15 protein-coding genes are annotated in these 20,557 nt (G+C 70.1%); 5 read left to right on the top strand and 10 right to left on the bottom strand.

Going from position 1 to position 20,557, the window contains the following annotated elements; all coding sequences use genetic code 11:
* Positions 1 to 32: 32 nt before the first annotated feature.
* Positions 33 to 812: an enoyl-ACP reductase FabI gene (gene fabI, locus BKK80_RS05145; protein WP_071011315.1), complete on the bottom strand. Its 780-nt coding sequence runs from the start codon at positions 810 to 812 to the stop codon at positions 33 to 35.
* 99 nt (positions 813 to 911) lie between these two features.
* Positions 912 to 3,320 carry a DUF3141 domain-containing protein gene (locus BKK80_RS05140; RefSeq protein ID WP_084545629.1) on the bottom strand — a complete coding sequence of 803 codons (2,409 nt, stop codon included), beginning with the start codon at positions 3,318 to 3,320 and terminating at the stop codon, positions 912 to 914.
* Between the two features lie 445 nt (positions 3,321 to 3,765).
* On the opposite strand from BKK80_RS05140, the gene BKK80_RS05135 reads away from it, so the two are divergent.
* Both BKK80_RS05135 and BKK80_RS05130 read left to right on the top strand, forming a co-directional pair.
* A complete protein-coding gene (locus BKK80_RS05135) occupies positions 3,766 to 4,707 on the top strand; it encodes a phosphate acetyltransferase (RefSeq protein WP_071011313.1) in 942 nt (313 codons plus the stop codon).
* A gap of 58 nt (positions 4,708 to 4,765) precedes the next feature.
* Positions 4,766 to 6,001 carry an acetate/propionate family kinase gene (locus BKK80_RS05130; RefSeq protein WP_071016113.1) on the top strand — a complete coding sequence of 412 codons (1,236 nt, stop codon included), beginning with the start codon at positions 4,766 to 4,768 and terminating at the stop codon, positions 5,999 to 6,001.
* A gap of 329 nt (positions 6,002 to 6,330) precedes the next feature.
* Here the strand turns inward: BKK80_RS05130 and BKK80_RS05125 are convergent, their stop codons facing one another.
* The gene (locus tag BKK80_RS05125) at positions 6,331 to 7,152 is read right to left on the bottom strand and encodes a tyrosine-protein phosphatase (RefSeq protein WP_084545482.1); all 822 of its coding nucleotides are present in this window, start codon (positions 7,150 to 7,152) and stop codon (positions 6,331 to 6,333) included.
* A 294-nt stretch (positions 7,153 to 7,446) separates the two neighbouring features.
* Between BKK80_RS05125 and BKK80_RS05120 the strand changes: the two genes are divergently transcribed.
* Positions 7,447 to 8,970, top strand: a complete 1,524-nt coding sequence (locus BKK80_RS05120) for a DASS family sodium-coupled anion symporter (protein ID WP_084084579.1) — start codon at positions 7,447 to 7,449, stop codon at positions 8,968 to 8,970.
* Between the two features lie 69 nt (positions 8,971 to 9,039).
* The gene (locus BKK80_RS05115; protein ID WP_071011310.1) at positions 9,040 to 9,732 is read left to right on the top strand and encodes a transglycosylase domain-containing protein; all 693 of its coding nucleotides are present in this window, start codon (positions 9,040 to 9,042) and stop codon (positions 9,730 to 9,732) included.
* A 79-nt stretch (positions 9,733 to 9,811) separates the two neighbouring features.
* Here the strand turns inward: BKK80_RS05115 and BKK80_RS05110 are convergent, their stop codons facing one another.
* From BKK80_RS05110 to BKK80_RS05095, 4 genes are read right to left on the bottom strand one after another with little or no spacing between them, the layout of a single operon-like run.
* Positions 9,812 to 10,033 carry a formate dehydrogenase subunit delta gene (locus tag BKK80_RS05110; RefSeq protein WP_071011309.1) on the bottom strand — a complete coding sequence of 74 codons (222 nt, stop codon included), beginning with the start codon at positions 10,031 to 10,033 and terminating at the stop codon, positions 9,812 to 9,814.
* A gap of 60 nt (positions 10,034 to 10,093) precedes the next feature.
* On the bottom strand, positions 10,094 to 12,943 hold the full coding sequence (fdhF, locus tag BKK80_RS05105; protein ID WP_071011307.1) for a formate dehydrogenase subunit alpha: 2,850 nt from the start codon (positions 12,941 to 12,943) through the stop codon (positions 10,094 to 10,096).
* A gap of 39 nt (positions 12,944 to 12,982) precedes the next feature.
* Entirely contained in the window at positions 12,983 to 14,566 is a 1,584-nt protein-coding gene (locus BKK80_RS05100) for a formate dehydrogenase beta subunit (RefSeq protein WP_071068666.1), read from the bottom strand.
* Positions 14,563 to 15,105 carry a formate dehydrogenase subunit gamma gene (locus BKK80_RS05095; RefSeq protein ID WP_071016108.1) on the bottom strand — a complete coding sequence of 181 codons (543 nt, stop codon included), beginning with the start codon at positions 15,103 to 15,105 and terminating at the stop codon, positions 14,563 to 14,565. The genes BKK80_RS05100 and BKK80_RS05095 overlap by 4 nt, the downstream gene beginning before the upstream one ends.
* A gap of 213 nt (positions 15,106 to 15,318) precedes the next feature.
* On the opposite strand from BKK80_RS05095, the gene BKK80_RS05090 reads away from it, so the two are divergent.
* Entirely contained in the window at positions 15,319 to 16,416 is a 1,098-nt protein-coding gene (locus BKK80_RS05090; RefSeq protein WP_071011304.1) for a substrate-binding domain-containing protein, read from the top strand.
* Between the two features lie 285 nt (positions 16,417 to 16,701).
* Here BKK80_RS05090 and ppk2 read toward each other — a convergent pair whose 3' ends face one another.
* From ppk2 to BKK80_RS05075, 3 genes are all read right to left on the bottom strand, one after another.
* Positions 16,702 to 17,616: a polyphosphate kinase 2 gene (gene ppk2, locus BKK80_RS05085; protein ID WP_071011303.1), complete on the bottom strand. Its 915-nt coding sequence runs from the start codon at positions 17,614 to 17,616 to the stop codon at positions 16,702 to 16,704.
* An 87-nt stretch (positions 17,617 to 17,703) separates the two neighbouring features.
* Positions 17,704 to 18,765 (bottom strand): transporter, encoded by a 1,062-nt coding sequence (locus tag BKK80_RS05080; protein WP_071011301.1) that lies wholly within the window; start codon positions 18,763 to 18,765, stop codon positions 17,704 to 17,706.
* An 84-nt stretch (positions 18,766 to 18,849) separates the two neighbouring features.
* Entirely contained in the window at positions 18,850 to 20,547 is a 1,698-nt protein-coding gene (locus BKK80_RS05075; RefSeq protein ID WP_071068665.1) for a M14 family metallopeptidase, read from the bottom strand.
* Positions 20,548 to 20,557 lie beyond the last annotated feature (10 nt).

The following is a 20,557-nucleotide window of genomic DNA, read 5'->3' as shown; positions in this document are numbered from 1 at the left end:
TTCAATTGTAGGCGCCGCCACGGCGGCCGCCATCAACCCATGACGTGGACACCGCCGTCCACATAGACGGTGTTGCCGGACAGCCGCCGCGCGTAGCGTGTGGCGAGATAGGCAGTGGCGAAGCCCACGTCCATGATGTCGACCAGTTCGCCCAGCGGCGCGCGCCCCGCCGCCTGTGCCAGCAGCAGGTCGAAGTCCTTCAGGCCGGAAGCCGCGCGCGTCTTCAGCGGCCCCGGCGAGATCGCGTGCACGCGGATGCCGCGCGGGCCGAGCTCGTAGGCGAGGTAACGGCAGCAGGCCTCGAGCGCGGCCTTGACCGGCCCCATCAGGTCGTAGTTGGGCACCACCCGCCGCGCGCCCTCGTAGCTCATGGCGAACAGCGTGCCGCCATGCGACATCAACGGCACCGCGCGACGGGCCATGCGCACGAAGGAGTGGCACGAGATATCCATGGCGCGCGCGAAACCGGCCGCCGACGAGGCCAGCAACCCGCCCTGGAGATCGGCCTTGGGCGCGAAGGCGATCGAATGCACCATCGCGTCCAGGCTGCCCCAGGCCTCGCCGATACGGGCGAACAGGGCCTCGGCCTGCTTGTCGTCCTCGACGTCGAGCGGCATCAGGATCGGCGCGCCGATCGCTTCGGCCAGCGGCGCGACGTGCGGCAGGGCCTTGTCGTTGAGGTAGGTCAGCGCCACTTCGGCGCCCAGCTCATGGAAAGCGCGCGCGCATCCCCAGGCGATGGAATCGGCGTTGGCAACGCCTGCCACCAGCACGCGTGCCCCGTCCAGCGGCCGTCCGGCTGCTTCGTTCATGGTGTTTCTCCTGCCGCCCCCGGGCGGCCTCGAGCCTCATGGTCCTGCGCGATGGCAACGCCCGCCGCCTATGCCGGGCCTATGCCGGGCCTACGCCGCCTAAGCCTTGCGCTGCGCGCGCGCCGGCGCGCGCTTGCGCACGGCGGCACCCGCCCCGGCCTGCGCGGACTTGGCCGCCGTCCCCGCGCGACGCGTGGTGCGCCGGTTGGCGCCTGCCGCCGCGGCCGGCCTGTCGCCGGCATCGGCACGCGCATCGGCATGGGTATCGGCATGGGTATCGACCTCCGCGCCCGGTGCCGGGATGTCGCGCCCGGCCTGGCCGCCATCCGCGGCGCCGCCCTGCGGCAGCGCCTCCTTGTGGTCCGTGCCCAGCACATGCGCCACCTCGCGATAGCGTTCGAGCTCCCCACCTTGCAACGGGCCGGGCAGCGTCAGCACGCGATGGATGGCGATCATCAGCAAGGGCCGCAACGACAGGTCCGGCATCAGCGCCGGCAGCGTCTCGAGTGCGCGCCGCGCGTCGAGCGAGACCAGGAAGGTCTGCTGCCGCGCGGCCTGCTTGAGGTCGTTCAGCGAGGCCTGCTGCTGCATGTGCTCGCGCGCCATCTTGCGCATCAGGTTGAAGGGACGCTCCTCGATCGAGGCATAGTCGCTCTTGACGTAGGCCAGGATGCGCACGAAGGCATCGACCGGGCCGCCCTGGTCGAAATCGCCCTGCGCATCGCGGATGCGGCGCGCGGTGAGTTCGCGGCGCAACGCATCGATCGCGGCCGGCGCCGCCTGCGTGGCGGCGGCGCGCTCATCCATGCCGACCATGGCCTGGACCAGCGGCGAGCGGTAGATGGTCTCGAAGACGTGTTCGTACCAGGCATCGCGTGTGTCGCGGTACTGGTTCAGTGCCGCCACGATGGCGGCCGACACCGCGTGCTCGAGCGCCAGCAGGGGGTTGTCGCGCGCCACCGGACGCCGGTGCTCGCGCACCATGGGCGCCAGGGCGCCGACCCAGCCCATGCACGGATTGGCGTCCGACTGCAGCGTGCGCTCCAGGCGCGAGGACTGCAGCCCGCGCAACAGGTGGGCGCTGGCCTCGTTCGACAGCGCGCGCACGGCCGGCGAGACGAAGGTGTCGTAGCAGCGCTGGTTGATCTCGGCCACGCGCCGCACCACGCGGAAGGCCTGCTCGTCGTCGCGGCCGTCGTCCAGGGCCAGGATATCGTCGATGGTGCGCCGCGCGAAGCGCATCAGGTAGCGCCCCTCGATCAGGTCGGTATGCGGGGTGTCCGGCGCGATGTCCTCGATCACGGCCTCGTAGAGGCCGGGCGGCAGCACGTCGATCAGGTCGAGTGCTGAAAACAGTTCGGTGTGCTCGCGATTGGCCACGCCGGACGAAACGAAGATGCCCAGGTGGCCCACGGAATCGTGCAGGCAGTAGACGATCACCTGCTCGTTGGCGACGATCTCGTCGACGTCGGCGTAGAGATCGGGAATCCAGTTCAGCGCCTGCTGCGGCGGCGTGATGTTGTCGCCCCAGGAGGCGAACACCACGATCGGCGAGCGCACGTTGCGCAGGTCGATCACCGACTTGCCGTCGGGGCTGCGCAGCTCGCCCGAGGTCAGCCGGTTGCCGACGAACAGGTTCTGCACGATCCAGTCGATCTCGTCGCGGTTGAGCTGGTAGTGACCGCCCCACCAGCGCTCGAAGTCGAGAAAGCGCGGCCCTTCGGTATCGGCCTTGGCGTAGAGGTTGTAGAGCTTCTCCCACAGCGCGTTGGCCGGGTTGAGCTGCTCGAAGTTCTGCACCAGGTAGGCGCCGTCGAAATGGCCGTTGCCCAGGTCGGCGGCGAACGACGAGGCCCACGAACCGCCCAGCAGCCCGCCGCTGTAGCGCATCGGGTTGCGCCCGCGCTGGCCGGACCAGTAGGCCAGCGGTGAACCGGCCAGCAGGATGGGGCCGACCAGGTCCGGCGCGCTCGCCGCGAGCAGCATCAGCGCCCAGCCGCCCTGGCAGTTGCCGATGACGAAGGGCTTGACGTCGGACTGCGGGTGGCGCTCGGCCACGGTGCGCAGGAACACTTCCTCGGCGCGCGTCACCGCCGCGATGGTCTGTCCGGGACAGGGCTCGGGGAAGAAGGACACCAGGTAGCAGGGATGGCCGCCACGCAGCGCGATACCGATCTCGCTGTCGATCTTGAAGCCGCCGATGCCGGGCCCGTGGCCGGCGCGCGGGTCGATCACGACGAAGGGCCGCTTGCTGTCATCGGTCTCGTCGCCTTCCGGCGCGACGATGCGCAGCAGGGCGTAGTTGACCGGATCGGGCAGCGTGCGTCCGTCGAGCACGATCTCATAGTCGAACACCAGCACCGGCGGCATGCCTTCGCGCTCGTGCTCGACGGTCTGGTTGCCGCGCTCGCGCAGGATGTCGAGCGTGAGCACCATGCGCTGCCAGGCATCGACGCCATAGTCCCAGGCCGCCTGCGGCCAGGCCGGCAGCGGCAGGGTGGCGGGCATCCCGAAGGGCGCGAAGGGTATGAAGGGTGTGAGGGCCGTTGTGCCGGCCGTGACATGCGCCGCCGGCTGCGCGGGCTCCGCCGGGGCCGCCTGGCCGTGGCGGGAGACGGGTTCGCTTGCGTTCACTCGCTTGCCTCCTTGATCCAGCACACAGGCGCCCTGCGGCGGCTATCGTGGCATCGGCCGGCAAGTGCCGGGCAGGTCTGGCAATGCCGTCGCGGGCCGCAGGATGCTGCTATGCAACAACGGGCAATCTACCAGCTTGTCATGGCACCCGCAATCACACAAGCGAGGCAATCCGGGCATTTCTTGCGCCATCTCAACAAAGACATGCCCCGCGGAGCGCAACATGTGGCCTATACTGGTCCTGCTTTTTGCGCATTGCAGTATGAACAGCGCGAACACCCGGCCAGCATGACGAATCCGTGAAATACCGCGAGACACCATGGACACGCCAACCGACAAGTACGCCGCCCTGCTGGCACGCTGCGCCGGCCAACCCGCCATCCCCACCGCCGTCGCCCATCCTTGCGACGCCGCCTCGCTTGGCGGCGCGCTCCAGGCCGCGCGCCTCGGCCTGATCGAGCCGCTGCTGGTGGGGCCCGCTTCCCGCATCCGCGAGGTCGCCGACACGCACGACCTCGCGCTCGGCGGCGCGCAGATCATCGACGCACCGCACAGCCACGCCGCCGCCGCACGCGCGGTGCAGGCGGTGCGCGCGGGCGAGGCCGAACTGCTGATGAAGGGCAGCCTGCATACCGACGAGCTGCTGCACGAAGTCACCAGCGCCAGCAGCGGCCTGCGCACCGAGCGGCGCCTGTCGCATGTGTTCGCCATGGACGTGCCGAGCTACCACAAGGCGCTCTTCATCACCGACGCCGCGGTCAATATCTTCCCCTCGCTCAACGACAAGGCCGACATCTGCCGCAATGCCATCGACCTGGTGCGCGTGCTCGGCATCGACCGCCCCAAGGTGGCCATCCTGTCGGCGGTCGAAACGGTGACCGACAAGATCCCCTCCACCATCGACGCCGCCGCGCTGTGCATGATGAGCCGGCGCAGGCAGATCGAGGGCGGCGTGCTGGACGGCCCGCTCGCCTTCGACAATGCCATCAGCCAGGCGGCCGCCGAGGCCAAGGGCATCGCTTCGGAAGTGGCGGGCGACCCCGATATCCTGCTGGTGCCCGACCTGGAGGCCGGCAATATGCTCGCCAAGCAGCTGACCTTCCTCTCCGGCGCCGAAGCGGCCGGCATCGTGCTGGGCGCGCGCGTGCCCATCGTGCTGACCAGCCGCGCCGACAGCGTGCGCGCGCGCATCGCCAGCTGCGCGCTGGCGGTGCTGCTGGCCCATGCGCGGCGCGCCGCGGTGGCCACGGCGCGCATCTGAGGCCGGCGCCATCGTGTCCGCCAGCCACCATCCGCCATCCGACAGGAGCCTGCGCAGCGTGAACCATCCGTCCCCCACCATCCTCGTCGTCAATGCCGGTTCGTCCAGCGTCAAGGTGTCCGTCTACACGGTGCCCGAGGCCGCCCATGGCGACGGTGATGTCAATCCCGAGCTGAGCGCCCACGGACAGATCGAAGGCATCGGCGTGGCGCCGCGCCTGACCGTGCACATGGCCGATGGCCGCCCGGTGGCCGACGAGCGCTTCCCGCTCGCCCAGGTGGCCGACCACGACGCGGCTTTCCGCCTGATCCGGCTGGTGCTCAGCATCGGCCTGCGCGACAACCCGCCGGTTGCGATCGGCCATCGCGTGGTGCATGGCGGCGCGGACTTCACCGAGGCCGTGCGCATCGACGACGAAGTACTGGCGAAGCTGGAGGCCCTGGTACCGCTGGCGCCGCTGCACCAGCCGCACAACCTGACCGCCATCCGCGCCGTGCGCGAGGCCGCGCCCGAACTGCTGCAGGTGGCCTGCTTCGACACGGCCTTCCACGCCGGCCACGACGTCATGGCGCAGTTGCTGGGCCTGCCTTACCGCTACTTCGAGCAGGGCATCCGGCGCTACGGTTTCCACGGCCTCTCCTACGAGTACATCGCGCGCCGGCTGCGCCAGGTGGCACCCGACCTGGCCGAGGGACGCGTGGTGGTGGCCCACCTCGGCAACGGCGCCAGCCTGTGCGCCCTGCGCGACGGGCGCAGCATCGACAGCACCATGGGCCTGACCGCGCTGGATGGCATGCCGATGGGCACGCGCTGCGGCGCGGTCGATCCGGGCGCGGTGCTGTGGCTGGCGCAACAGGGCATGCGGGCCGACGAGATCCAGGCCATGCTGTACCAGGAGTCCGGCCTGAAGGGCCTGTCCGGCGTCAGCAGCGACATGCGCGTGCTGCAGGCCAGCGCCGAACCGCGCGCGCGCCTGGCGATCGATTTCTACGCCTATCGCGCCGCGCAGGAAGTGGGCAAGTTGGCCGTCACCCTGGGCGGGCTCGACGCCCTGGTCTTCACCGCCGGCATCGGCGCCAACTCGCCCGAGGTCCGCGCGCGCATCTGCGCCCACCTGACCGGCCTGTTCGGCATCGAGCTCGATCCGGGCGCCAACGACGACAACCGCCAGCGCATCACCCACGACGGCAGCCGCATCCCGGTGCTGGTGCTCCCCACCGACGAAGAAGGCATCGTGGCGCTCAGCACCGCGCGCCTGATGCGCGAGGCGATGGCGCAGAAGGCGGCGGCCTAGCGCTGGGGCTCAGCGTTGGCTTCGTTGCTGTGCTCGCGTGCTGGATCACACCGAGGGCTTCGTTTCCGTGCTCGCGTGCTGGACCACACCGATGGCTTCGCTGGATGTGGCGCCTTGCCAAACCACCCCTCTCCCCCGCCCACTCCCCATGCGGAGAGGGAGCCAAGACCTTGTGCTTGGCGCTTGGTGTTGGCGCATCTCGTTTCGGCTTCGTCCAGCGCGACGGGGATCGCACCGCGCCGGTCTGCTCCCCTCTCCCGCTTGCGGGAGAGGGGCCGGGGGAGAGGGCAGGCGCCCGCCATGCCGGCCTCGCCCCCCATGCCTGCGCCCTACCCCTCCAGGTAATGCGCGCGCAGCTGCTCCGCCTCGACACTCAGCGCCGTGCCGACATAGGCCGGCACGCTGCCCCAGCCCTCCTCGATCGCCTGCAGCGAGGCCTGCAGGTATGCGGGCTTGACCTCGAGCAGCGGCATCATCACCTCGGCGGCGATGCCCAGCGGCGCCATCTTCTGCAGCACGCCCTGGATAAAGGCGGCGTTCCAGCGGTTCGACTCCAGGTAGTTGGCTTCGATGACGTCCGGCGCGACACCCAGCGCCGACAGCAGCAGCAGGGTGGCGAAGCCGGTGCGGTCCTTGCCCGCGGTGCAGTGGTAGAGCATGCTGCGGCCGGCTTCGGCATGCTTCATGAAGCCGCCGAAGGCCTCCTGGTACTTGAGGGGGAAATCGCGGTAGACCTGCAGCATGAAGTCGTCCATCTCCCGCGCCGTCGCCGTGCGCAGCCGCGGCAGCAGTTCGCCCATCGCCATGCTGCCTTCCAGCACCGGCGTGGCGACCCAGTGGAACACCTGGCCGAAGCCGCTTTCCTCCGCTGACTTCTCGCCCGGCGAGCGGAAGTCGACCACCAGGTCGAGCGACAGCGCACGCAGCCGCGCGATATCGTCGGCGCTGGCCAGGCCCGGGTTGCCGCTGCGCAGCAGGCGGCCGCTGCGCAGGCGGCGGCCGCCTGCGCCGGTGAGACCGCCGAGGTCGCGCGCGTTGGCAACTTTCTCGAAGTGCAGCGGCGTGTCGGTCGATGCAGCGCCGGCGCCGGCACCGTCGGGAAGGATGGCCGGCGCCACGCGCGCCTGCCAGGATGCGAACCACTTGAACATAGTGCTTGGCCAGGAGAATCGTTGGAAAGGAACGCGCAGCCGGCGGCGATGACCGCCGCGCGCGAAAACATTCATCAGGTCGCCCCAATTATTTCAGATCGCCGCGCATGCCGGGAAATCGCGCCGATCGCATCGCCCCGGCCCTTGCGCTGGCGCAAAGGACGCCGGCATCGCCCTCGACAGCGCCACCGCGCGGGCCGGATAATTTTTTTGCCATGCCGGGCGCGCCTTCCTGGCGCTCCGCGGCCGTACCATCCGGCCCCCGCTGCGCGGGCCGCTACCGCGAGGAGTCCCATGCCCGATCCCAGCCCGCAATCCACGCTGCCCGATGCCAAGGCGGGCAAGCCTGCCGCGCAGTCCACCGCCGCCAGGGCGCAGCCCTGGGGCCTGTATGCCGCCGCCGTGGCACTGCTGGCCGTGCTGGCACTGCCACTGCCGGCCGACCTGCCGGTCGCCGGCCACCGCATGCTGGCCATCCTGGCCTTCGCCGTGGTGGTGTGGATCACCGAGGCAGTCTCCTACGAAGCCAGCGCCATCATGATCACCTCGTTGATGGCGGGCCTGATCGGCTTCGCTCCCGACGTGGCGGCACCCGACAAGCTGTACGGCACCGGCAAGGCGCTGGGCATGGCCCTGTCCGGCTTTTCCAATACCGCGCTGGCGCTGGTGGCGGCCGCCCTCTTCATCGCCGCGGCGATGACGGTGACGGCGCTCGACCGCCGCATCGCGCTGGTCACGCTGTCGGCCATCGGCACCAGCACGCGGCGCATCCTGATCGGCACCATCGCCGTCACCATTGCGCTGAGCCTGGTGGTGCCCAGCGCCACCGCGCGCAGCGCCTGCGTGGTGCCGATCATGATGGGCGTGATCGCGGCCTTCGGTGTCGACAAGAAATCCAATATCGCCGCCGGCATCATGATCACCGTGGCACAGGCCACCAGTGTCTGGAACGTCGGCATCCAGACCGCCGCCGCGCAGAACCTGCTCACCGTCGGTTTCATGGACAAGCTGCTGGGCGAGCGCGTGACCTGGCTGCAATGGCTGATCGCCGGCGCGCCGTGGGCCATCGTGATGTCGGTGGTGCTCTATTTCCTGGTGCGCGTGCTGCTGCCCGCCGAAGCCGACGCAATCCCCGGCGGCAAGGAGGCCGTGCAGCAGGAACTGGCCGCGCTGGGCCCGATGACGGGCCCGCAGAAGCGGCTGGCGGCAGTCTCGCTCGGGCTGCTGTTGTTCTGGGCCACCGAGGGCAAGCTGCACCAGTTCGACACCGCCACCGTCACCTTCGTCGGCCTCGTCATCCTGATGCTGCCGCGCGTGGGCGTGATGGACTGGAAGACCATGCAGCAACGCACCCCCTGGGGCACGCTGATCGTGTTCGGCGTGGGCATCAGCCTGGGCACCGCCCTGCTCACCACGCAGGCCGGCCAGTGGCTGGGCAGGTTCGTGGTGGCGAACTCCGGCCTGTCCGGGCAGGGACCGCTGTTCGTGTTCGCCGTGCTGGCCGCCTTCCTGATCCTGATCCACCTCGGCTTCGCCAGCGCCACGGCGCTGACCGCCGCGCTGCTGCCGATCCTGATCGCCGTGCTGCAGACCCTGCCGGGCGACCTCCACCAGGTCGGGCTGACCATGCTGCTCGGCTTCACCGTGAGCTTCGGCTTCGTGCTGCCGATCAATGCACCGCAGAACATGGTCTGCCTCGGCACCGACACCTTCAACGGCCGCCAGTTCGCCAAGGTCGGCATTCCCATGACGGTGATCGGCTACGCGCTGATGCTGCTGTTCGCCGCCACCTACTGGCGCTGGCTGGGCTGGCTGTAGGCCGGCCGCACCGCCCCCCCGGGGCATCCGCAGTGCCCCTGGCGGGCGGAGGCTGGCACAATACGCGCCATGAAACTCTGGTCCGCCTTTCTCAAGCTGGTGGCGATGCTGGCGCTGGCAGCGGCGCTGCTGGGCGCGCTGGCCGCCGTCGTGGCCAGCCGGCAGCTGCCGCCGCTCGACGCCCTCTACGCCTTCCGCCAGACCCCCGGCTACGTATCCATTGCGGACTTCCCGCCGCACCTGGCCCAGGCCGTGGTGGCGATCGAGGATGACCGCTTCTACCTGCACGACGGCATCGACTACGTGGGCGTGGTCCGCGCCGGCGTGGCCAACCTGTCCGACGACCTGTCGCAGGGCGCCTCGACCCTCACCATGCAGGTGGCGCGCAACTTCTTCCTGTCGCGCCAGAAGACCTATACGCGCAAGCTCTACGAGGCGCTGATGGCGTACCGCATCGAGCATGCCTTCAGCAAGGACGAGATCCTGGAGCTCTACCTGAACAAGGTCTACCTCGGCGAGGGCGCCAATGGCTTCGCCGAGGCCGCGCAGACCTATTTCGGCAAGCGGCTCGACCAACTCACGCTGGCCGAGTGCGCGATGCTGGCCGGGCTGCCCAAGGCGCCGTCGGCCAACAATCCGGTGGTCAACCCGCGCCGCGCGCGCCAGCGTCAGGCCTATATCCTGCAGCGCATGCTGGAGCTGGGCAAGATCTCGCGCGGCGACTACGACGCCGCCCTGCTGGAGCCGCTGCGGCTGCGCTAGCCGCTCCGGCTCCGGCTCCGGTTCCGGCTCCGGCTCCGGCACCACTGGGCGGGGGCGTCGCCTGCGCCCCCTCGCCGCGCTACCAGCCCGCGCGGTAGCGTCCCACCGCCTCGCACACGATCGCATCCAGGCCCGGCGCATCGCCACGGTCCATGGCCTGCAGCAGCGCCTCGCGCATGCGCGGCGCCCAGAAGCGCTTGATGTGGCCGGCGATATCGGCCAGGGCCTCCTCCCGGTCGGGCATGGCTTCGAAGAAGCCGCCGATCTGGTTGGCCATCTTGATCAGGTTGTCGACATTCATGGGGATGGCAATAGCGATGGCAATGACAATGGCATGGCGGGCCGTGCGGTCGGCGCCACCTCAGCCCGCCTCCGCGCCGGCCGCCTGCAGCAGCTGCAACTGGCGCTCGTTGAAATCGCGGTACTGCTGCTGCCAGGCCGAGGGCTGCGCCACCGGCATCACCTGCACCGCGGTCACCTTGTACTCGGGACAGTTGGTGGCCCAGTCGGAATTGTCGGTGGTGATCACGTTGGCGCCGGACTCGGGGAAGTGGAAGGTGGTGTAGACCACGCCAGGCTGCATGCGCTCGCTGACCAGCGCACGCAGCACCGTCTCGCCCGCGCGGCTGTGCACGCCGACCCAGTCGCCGTCGCGGATGCCGCGCTCCTGGGCGTCGTGCGGATGGATCTCCAGGCGGTCCTCGTCATGCCAGCGCACGTTGTCGGTGCGGCGCGTCTGCGCGCCCACGTTGTACTGCGACAGGATGCGCCCGGTGGTCAGGATCAGCGGATAGCGGCGGTTGACGCGTTCGCTGGTGGCCACGTAGCGGGTGATCATGAAGCGGCCCTTGCCGCGCACGAAGCCATCCACGTGCATGATCGGCGTGCCCTGCGGCGCGGCATCGTTGCAGGGCCACTGGAGGCTGCCCAGTTCGTCGAGCCGGTCGTAGCTGACGCCGTGGAAGGTGGGCGTGAGCCGCGCGATCTCGTCCATGATCTCGGACGGATGGCGGTAGTCCATGGCATAGCCCAGCGCATTGGACAGCAGCATGGTCACTTCCCAGTCGGCATAGCCGGCGCGCGGGCGCATCACCCGGCGCACGCGCGAGATGCGGCGCTCGGCATTGGTGAAGGTGCCGTCCTTTTCCAGGAAGGAGGAGCCGGGCAGGAAGACGTGGGCGTACTTGGCGGTCTCGTTGAGGAAGATGTCCTGCACCACGATGCATTCCATCGCCGACAGGGCCGCCGCCACGTGCTGGGTGTTGGGGTCGGACTGCACGATGTCCTCGCCCTGGCAGTACAGGCCCTTGAAGCTGCCGGCCAGCGCCGCCTCGAACATATTGGGGATGCGCAGGCCGGGTTCGGGCTGGATGTCGACGTTCCAGGCCGACTCGAACAGGCCGCGCGTGGTGGCGTCCGAGACATGGCGGTAGCCCGGCAGCTCATGCGGGAAGGAGCCCATGTCGCAGGAGCCCTGCACGTTGTTCTGGCCGCGCAGCGGATTCACGCCGACACCCTCGCGGCCGACGTTGCCGGTGGCCATGGCCAGGTTGGCGATGGCCATCACCGCGGTCGAGCCCTGCGCGTGCTCGGTCACGCCCAGGCCGTAGTAGATGGCGGCGTTGCCGCCGGTGGCATAGAGGCGCGCGGCGCCGCGCACGGTCTCGGCGGGCACGCCGGTGACGTCGGCGGTCGCTTCCGGCGAGTTCTCCGGCAGGCTGGCGAAATCGCGCCACTGCTGGAAGGCGCGGTCCTCGCAGCGCGCGGCGATGAAGGCCTCGTCCAGCAGGCCCTCGGTGACGATCACGTGCGCCAGCGCGCTCAGCAGCGCGACATTGGTGCCGGGGCGCAGTTGCAGGTGGTAGTCGGCACGCACGTGCGGGGTCTCGACCAGGTCGATGCGGCGCGGATCGACCACGATCAGGCGGGCGCCGGCGCGCAGCCGCTTCTTCAGGCGCGAGCCGAACACCGGATGGCCGTCGGTCGGGTTGGCGCCGATCACCATCACCACGTCGGCCTTCTCGACGGAGCGGAAGGTCTGGGTGCCGGCCGACTCGCCCAGGGTCTGCTTGAGGCCGTAGCCGGTGGGCGAGTGGCACACGCGCGCGCAGGTGTCGACGTTGTTGTTGCCGAAGGCGGCGCGCACCAGCTTCTGTACCAGGTAGCCCTCCTCGTTGGTGCAGCGCGAGGAGACGATGCCGCCGATGGCATCGCGGCCGTGCTCGGCCTGGATGCGGCGGAACTGGCCGGCGGCGTAGGCGATGGCTTCCTCCCACGAGACCTCGCGCCACGGATCGGTGATGCGGGCGCGGATCATCGGCTTGAGCATGCGGTCCTGGTGGGTGGCGTAGCCCCAGGCGAAACGGCCCTTGACGCAGGCGTGGCCGTCGTTGGCCTGGCCGTCCTTGTACGGCACCATGCGCACCACTTCCTCGCCCTTGGTCTCGGCCTTGAAGGTACAGCCGACGCCGCAGTAGGCGCAGGTGGTGACGGTGCTGCGCTCGGCCTGGCCCAGGCGGATCAGCGAGGTCTCGGTCAGCGTGGCGGTGGGGCAGGCCTGCACGCAGGCGCCGCAGGACACGCAGTCCGAGTCCATGAAGCTGCCGCCGGTGCCCGCGGTGACGCGCGCCTCGAAGCCGCGCCCGCCGATGGTGAGGGCGAAGGTTCCCTGGGTTTCCTCGCAGGCACGCACGCAGCGGTTGCAGACGATGCACTTGGACGGGTCGTAGGTGAAGTACGGGTTCGACTCGTCCTTGGCCATGGCCGTATGGCTGGCGCCGTCGAAGCCGTAGCGCACCTCGCGCAGGCCGACCGCGCCGGCCATGTCCTGCAGCTCGCAGTTGCCGTTGGTGGGACAGGTGAGGCAATCGAGCGGGTGGTCGGAGATGTACAGCTCCATCACGCCGCGGCGCAGCTCGGCCAGCCTGGGGCTGTGGGTGCGCACCTTCATGCCGGCCTCGGCCGGCGTCGTGCAGGATGCCGGATAGCCCCGCCGGCCCTCGATCTCCACCAGGCACAGGCGGCAGGAGCCGAACGGCTCCAGGCTGTCGGTGGCGCACAGCTTGGGCACCTGGGTGCCGGCTTCCATCGCGGCGCGCATCACCGACGTGCCTGCCGGGACGGTGACGGCGACGCCGTCGATTTCGAGGGTGACCTCACGCTCCGCTTCGCTGCGGGGCGTGCCGTAGTCGATGTCGTCGATCGATTTCATGCGTGTCTCGTGTTCCGTTCTCTGTGGCACTGCCCGGCCTCAGGCCGCGCGCTGCGCCCCGGCGTCGAGGCCGAAGTCCTCGGGGAAGGCATCCAGCGCCGACAGCACCGGATAGGGGGTCATGCCGCCCATCGCGCACAGCGAGCCGTTCAGCATGGTGTCGCACAGGTCGCGCAGCAGCACGGCCTGCTCGCGCCGGCCGGCGACCAGCTTGTCGATCACCTCGACACCGCGCGTGGAGCCGATCCGGCATGGCGTGCACTTGCCGCAGGATTCGATGGCGCAGAACTCCATGGCGTAGCGCGCCTGGCGTGCCATGTCGACGGTGTCGTCGAACACCACCACGCCACCGTGGCCCAGCACGCCGCCGAAGGCAGCATAGGCTTCGTAGTCGAGCGGCTCGTCGAAGCGGGCCTCGGGCAGGTAGGCGCCCAGCGGCCCGCCCACCTGCACTGCGCGGATCGGACGGCCGCTGCGCGTGCCGCCGCCGAAGTCCTCCAGCACCTGGCGCAGCGTCAGGCCGAAGGCCTTCTCGACCAGGCCGCCCTGGCGCACGTTGCCGGCCAGCTGGAACGGCAGCGTGCCGCGCGAGCGGCCCATGCCGAAGTCGCGGTAGTAGGCGGCGCCGCGCGCCAGGATCACCGGCACCGTGGCCAGCGAGATCACGTTGTTGATCAGCGTGGGCTGGCCGAACAGGCCCTGCAGCGCCGGCAGCGGCGGCTTGGCGCGCACTACGCCGCGCTTGCCCTCCAGGCTCTCCAGCAGCGCGGTCTCCTCGCCGCAGACGTAGGCGCCGGCGCCCTTGCGCACCTCCAGGTGGAAACGCCGGCCGGAACCGCGGAGATCGTCGCCCAGCCAGCCCGACGCGGTGGCGATGGCGATGGCCGCCTCCAGCATGGCGATGGCGTGCGGGTACTCGGAGCGCACGTAGACGTAGCCCTGCTCCGCGCCCACCGCGAGGCCGGCGATGGTCATGCCCTCGATCAGCAGGAAGGGATCGCCTTCCATCACCATGCGGTCGGAGAAGGTGCCCGAATCGCCTTCGTCGGCGTTGCAGACCACGTACTTGAGCGGCGCCTGCGCGCCCAGCACGGTGTTCCATTTGATGCCGGTGGGAAAGGCCGCGCCACCACGGCCGCGCAGGCCGGAGTCGGTCACGGCCTGCACGATCTCACGCGGCGCCATGGCCAGCGCGCGCTCCAGGCCGGCATAGCCCTCGTGGGCGCGATAGTCGTCGAGCGAAAGCGGATCGGTGATGCCCACGCGCGCGAAGGTCAGCCGTTCCTGCTGCTTGAGGAAAGGAATCTCGCCGGTCGGCCCGAGCCCGAGGGGATGGGCCCCACCCTGCAGGAGGCCGGCCTCGAACAGCGCGGATACGTCGGCCGGAGCGACCGGGCCGTAGGCCACCCGGCCCTGCGCGGTGGCCACCTCGACCAGCGGCTCCAGCCAGAACATGCCGCGCGAGCCATTGCGCACGATACGCACGGCTTCACCGCGTGCGGCAGCCTCGCGGGCGATGGCGGCGGCCACGGCATCGGCGCCCACGGCGAGCGCGGCGGAGTCGCGCGGCACGTAGACGGTGACCGGCAGGCGGCCTGCCTCGAGGAATCGGTCTGCGCTCATGCCCCGCCCTCCCCGGCCTGCGCCGTGCGCGCGGCGTCCAGCAGCGCATCGAACCGTGCCGCGTCGACGCGGCCGTGCAGTTGCTCGCCGAGCATCATGGCCGGGCCGCTGGCACACAGGCCCAGGCAGTAGACCGGCTCCAGCGTGAAGGCGCCATCGGCGCTGGGCTGGTGGAAGGCGCAGCCCAGCACGCGCTGGGCGTGCGTGGCGAGCGCCTCGGCGCCGACCGCCTGGCAGGCCTCGGCGCGGCACAGTTGCACCACCTGCCCGGCCGGCGGTTGCTGGCGGAAATGGTGGTAGAAGGTGATCACGCCGTGCACCTCGGCACGCGACAGGTTGAGCGCGCGCGCCAGCAGCGGCACCGCCTCGTCCGGCACGTGGGAGAAGGCATCCTGCAGGGCGTGCAGCATCGGCAGCAGCGCACCAGGCCGCTGCCGGTGCGCGTCGATGAGGCGCGCGATCTGCGCGGCGCGCTCGCCATCGGGCTGGGGCACGGCGGCGAGCGAAGCCGGCGCGGCCGGCTGGGCGATGTCAGGCATGGGCATCCGTGGGCATGGGCAAGGCCGCGCCCGGAGCGCATCCGCGGCCAGTCGCTGGCGGGCTGGGAGCGGACAGGGAACGGGCTGGGTTGCGGCGGCCTTATATGCTATTTTTTTCATATTGCTCGTTCGAACCGAACGAGCAACGGCTGATTTTGCGACTATAGGCAGCCAACTGTGCTCTATCAATAGGCTTTTTATTTCATAAACGACATGCTTCGCATCGCCATCCACCCCCAGCTGCAGCTCCGCGAGGAACACGGCGACACACGCGCGCCGCTGGATATCTCACGGCTGGTCGCCTTGCTGGACGCCATCGAGGCGAGCGGCAGCATCCGCAGCTCGGCCGAGTCGGTGGAGCTGTCCTACCGCTATGCCTGGGGCATCCTGCGCGACGCGGAGGCGCTGTTCGGCGGGGCGCTGATCGAGAAGACGCGCGGGCGCGGCAGCGTGCTGACACCGCTGGCGCAGCAGCTGGTGTGGGCCAGCAAGCGCATCGGCGCGCGCCTGTCGCCGACGCTGGAGAGCCTGGCCTCGGAACTGGAGATCGAACTCGACAAGCTGGTGCGCGCCGCCGATCCCGCGGTACGCCTGCACGCCAGCCACGGTTTCGCCGTGGCGGCGCTGCGCGAATTCCTCGACGAGCATCATGTGCGCCATGACCTGAAGTACTGCGGCAGCCTGGAAGCGGTGGCGGCGCTGGCCTCAGGCGGCTGCGACATCGCCGGCTTCCACGTGCCGGTCGGTGAGTTCGAGGCACCCGTGCTGGCCCGCTTCCGCGCCTGGCTGCGGGCGGACACGCACTGCCTGGTGCACCTGGCCGTGCGCACCCAGGGATTGTTCGTCGAAGCCGGCAATCCGCGGCGGATCGTGGGGCTGGAGGACCTGTGCCGCCCCGGCGTGCGCTTCGTCAACCGGCAGGAGGGCTCCGGCACGCGCCTGCTGCTCGACCTGCTGCTGCAGGCGCGCGGCATCGCGCCCGCGCGCATCGACGGCTACCGCAACGGTGAGTTCACCCATGCGGCGGTGGCCGCCTATATCGGCAGCGGCATGGCGGACGTGGGCTTCGGCGTGGAAACCGCCGCGCGCCGCTTCGGCCTCGGCTTCGTGCCGGTGCTCAAGGAGCGCTACTTCTTCGCCATCGAACAAAAGATGCTGCAGACGCCGGCCCTGGCGCGCGCCGTCTCGGCGCTGCGCAGCGACAGCTTCCGCGAACGCGTGGACGCCCTGCCCGGCTACGACGCGACGCTGACAGGCACGGTGCTGACGCTGGAGCAGGCGTTCGCGGGATATGAGGGGAGCGGGGGATAGCGGCGGGATGCGCCTGAGCCGATCGAGAGAGCCAACGGGTATCGCCAACGCCATCGGCCAAGCATAGTGTCTCGGCTCCCTCTCCCCGCACGGGGAGAGGTTTGGGGAGAGGGGTGGTTTAGCAAGGCGCCACGCAGAATCGAAGCCGTTCAAGAATGAAGCCGACGGTGTGATCCCGACCACCGCGGCCAGCCGGCGCCTGCCCTCTCCCCCAGCCCCTCTCCCGCAAGCGGGAGAGGGGAGCAACCCGGCGCGGCGCGAACCCGATCGCGCCGGCCTTCTCGTTCAATACACTTCCGGCACGATCATCGTGGCCGGCACCGGCAGGCGCACGTAGTCCTTGCGCCGCTCGCGCGCGGGCAGCACCACTTCCGCGTGCTCGACGTCGACGTAGGGCATCTGACCCAGCAGGTGATGGATGCAGTTCAGGCGCGCGCGCCGCTTGTCGACGGCCTGCACCACCCACCATGGCGCTTCGGCGATGTGCGTGCGTTCCAGCATCACTTCCTTGGCGCGCGTGTAGTCTTCCCAGCGCCGGCGCGATTCCAGGTCCATCGGGCTCAGCTTCCACTGCTTGAGCGGGTCATGGATGCGGCTGAGGAAGCGCAGGTGCTGCTCGTCGTCCGAGATCGAGAACCAGTACTTGATGACCTGGATGCCGGAGCGCACCAGCATGCGCTCGAATTCGGGCACGGAGCGGAAGAACTCTTCGTACTGCTCGTCGGTGCAGAAGCCCATCACGCGCTCGACGCCGGCGCGGTTGTACCAGCTGCGGTCGAACAGCACCATTTCGCCGGCGGCCGGCAGGTGCGAGACGTAGCGCTGGAAGTACCACTGGGTGCGCTCGCGGTCGTTGGGCGCCGGCAGCGCCGCCACGCGGCATACGCGCGGATTGAGGCGCTGCGTGATGCGCTTGATCACGCCGCCCTTGCCGGCGGCGTCGCGCCCTTCGAACAGGATCACCACCTTGTGGCCGCTGGACACCACCCAGTTCTGCAGCTTGACCAGCTCACCCTGCAGGCGGAACAGCTCGTGGAAATACTGGTGCCGGGCCTCGCGCTCGGCTTCGTCCGGTCCGGCGCCGGCATCGCTGAGCGACTCCGGCAGCCGGTCTTCGAGCTCCAGCTCGATTTCCTCGTCGTAGTGGTCGGCCAGCTCCCGATAGATGCGCCGGATCAGTGCGTCTTCGTTTTGTTCCATATTGTTCTCCCAGAGATGCCGTCGGGCCTCCGCCGATGCTAAGCGACGCAGATGGCAAGCGCGTGACGCAGGCGCGGCTCCATCGGCTCAACCCGCGCTGCGGCGGAAGGCCCAGCGGCCCGCCAATACCGTGAAGGTGGCCACCAGCACCACCAGGATCCAGAAACCGTGCGGGTGGTCGCCCAGCGGGATGCCGCCCACGTTCATGCCGAAGAAGCCGGCCACGATATTGATGGGCAGCGCCAGCACGGTGACCAGGGTCAGGGTGAACAGCGTGCGGTTGGTCTGCTCGTTGAGCGCGGCGGCGATCTCTTCCTGCAGCAGCTTGATGCGCTCGACCAGCGCGGCGAGGTCGTTGAGCACCAGCGAGAATTCTTCGGTGGAGGCGCGCAACTCCAGCAGGTCGTCCTCGCGCGCCCACTCGGGCGGCCGGTTCAGCAGGCGGAACAGCGCGCCGGGCTCGGGCGCCAGCAGGCGCTGCAGCCGCACCAGGCCGCGCCGCATGGCGCCCAGCGCGGACCGGTTGCCCTGCAGCCGCTGCGACAGCAACTGGTCTTCGATCTTGTCGACGTTGGCGCTGGTCTCGCGCACGATCTGCACCAGCACGTCGGCCTGGTCGCGGAACAGGTGCACCAGCGCATCCAGCGGCGAGCGGAAACGCTCGCCGGCACGCACCGAGGCGCGCAGCCGGTCGACCGAGCGCAGCGGCCTGGCGCGCGCGGTCACCAGCAGCCGGCGGTCGGCGCAGGCCCACAGGGTGGAGATATCGGTCGAGACCACGCCGAAGTTGTAGATGACGTCGTTGACCACGGCCAGCAGCGTGGATTCGAGCCGTTCGATACGGGTCGAGCTGGAACCCTGGCGCAGCGCTTCGAAGAAGGCCTCCGGCAGGCCCAGGGTGGTGCGCAGCCAGCGCTCGCAGGCGCTGTGCGACAGGTTGAAATGCAGCCAGACGAAGTCCTGCGCTGCCTCGTCGCCTGTCGCTGCGCCCTGCTCCGCAGCCTGCGGCACCGCGCCGGCTTCCTTGAGCCAGGCCACGGCGGCCGCGGAGTCGATCTCCGCGCCGGGCTGGCCGGCGCGGAAGCGGAAACCACTGACCAGACCTACCGGGTCCGAGCCATAGTTGGATTCGACCAGGCCAGCATGCATTGCGACATATCCGGAAAACGCGATATGCAACCTTAGCACGAGCCGATGACGGCGCGAACGCCGTGGCGGCGCCTCCCGCCCCGCTCAGCCGAGCCAGCCCTCTTGCAGCAGTTCCGCCGCATGCAGCACCGTGCGCATATGGGTGGTGTGTGCCAGGCGGAAGGCAGCGCCGTAGACGGTCTGGTCCGGGAACTCGGTCACCAGCGTGAACGGCACGGTGGAACGGTGGTCCTCCATCAGCATGCAGGGGATGCCGTGGCGCGCCGCGAACGGCAGTTCGCCCGCATGCGCGTCCCACACGGCGAGCTGCGCGGCGTTGAACGCGGCCAGCTCCGGATCGGCCGCCAGCCGGGCGGCGAGCGTGTCCAGGAAGGCCGTGCCATCGAGGCCGGCGTGGTAGCGCAGGATCAGGAAAAAGCCCTTGGGGATGGTCCACTGGCTGAAACCATGCGGCACGTAGCCGTTCAGCGGCCGCGTCCACTCGTGCGCCGGGTAGCCGTGCAGGCTCAGGTGCAGGCGCGCCGATGTCCGCGCGATGGCTTCGAGGCGGGCGCCCTTCTCGCCGTACGGCGGCGCCTGGCGTGCCTCGAGGTCGTCGCCCAGCGCGGTGTAGCGCGCGGCATGCAGCATGTGGCGCGCATGGTCCTGGCGCAGGCGCTGGTGCAGCGCCGCGCCATCGGGATTCTCGCTGGCGACCACGGCGAAGTGGGCACCGCGCTGCTTGAGCGCCTGCGCAGCACGCAGTGCGCCCACCACGCCCGAGGTCTCGTTGGCATGCTGGCCGCCGGTCACCACCAGCGCCGGCCCGGCGCCCGCGAAGTAGGCTCCGCGCACCGGCCTGCCCTGCGTCGACGCGTGCAGGAAGGGCTCGCCGCCGAGCGCCGCCATGGCCGCGTCGGCCTGTGCCGGCGTGAGCGGCGCGATCGCCGCCGCCAGCCCGCCCGGCGCGGCCTCGGCGGGTACCGGCACGGATGCCGGCGCGGCGGGCGCCAGCGGCAGCACGGACACGCGCACGCGGGTGTCGCCGCTGCCGGCGCGCAGCAGCGGCACGATCTGGCCGGGTTGCAGGGTGCGGTCGCCGTCGGGCTTGCCGGCGCGCTGCTGGAACCCGGCCAGGATGGCGAAATAGAACTCCTCGTGCAGGGCCTCGCGCGTGCTCAGGCACTCGTCCTGCCAGGGCAGGCGCCGCTCGATGCCGCCGGTTTCCACCTCGATCTGCAAGGTGCCGAAGTACGGCGCCGCCGCGGGCCAGGCATGCGCGCCGACCGCCGCCATCACGGCCTGGTAGGCCTGCTCGAACTCGGTCTCGAGCGGCCCGTCCTCGACCAGCGCCTCGCCCTCCCAGACGCGCAGCCAGCCGCACGAGCCGCCTTGGGCACCGGCACGGTGCGGCACGAAGACGTGCTGCACCTGCCCGTCGACGTCCACTTCGTACGCCAGCGGCAGCTCGCCCGGCACGAAACTCAGCGCGGTGTCCGGCAACAGCGCGGCAAGCGGATACGCTTCGAGGCGGAAGCGGGCGAAGTCGCCCGCCGGCGTGCGCACCGTCACACGGCGCGGCCGCACCGGCGCCACCGTCTCGAGGAAATGGTGCAGCAGCGGCTTGTAGGCGCTGTACAAGCGCGCCTCGGTACCGCTGCCCGCCAGGACTGCCTCGGCCTCGCGGCGGGCCGCCTCGTCCTCGAACAGCCAGGCCTCGACGCGCGTGGCGGGACGCTGCGCGAAGCGGGCCAGCAGCACGTCCAGCGTGCGCGGAATCGTGGTATCCAACAGCAGGGTCATGCACGGTCTC

The sequence above is a fragment of the Cupriavidus malaysiensis genome, from assembly GCF_001854325.1.
Lineage (GTDB): Bacteria > Pseudomonadota > Gammaproteobacteria > Burkholderiales > Burkholderiaceae > Cupriavidus > Cupriavidus malaysiensis.
Note: the sequence above shows the minus strand (reverse complement) of the source record. Positions and strands in the feature narration are given on the sequence as shown.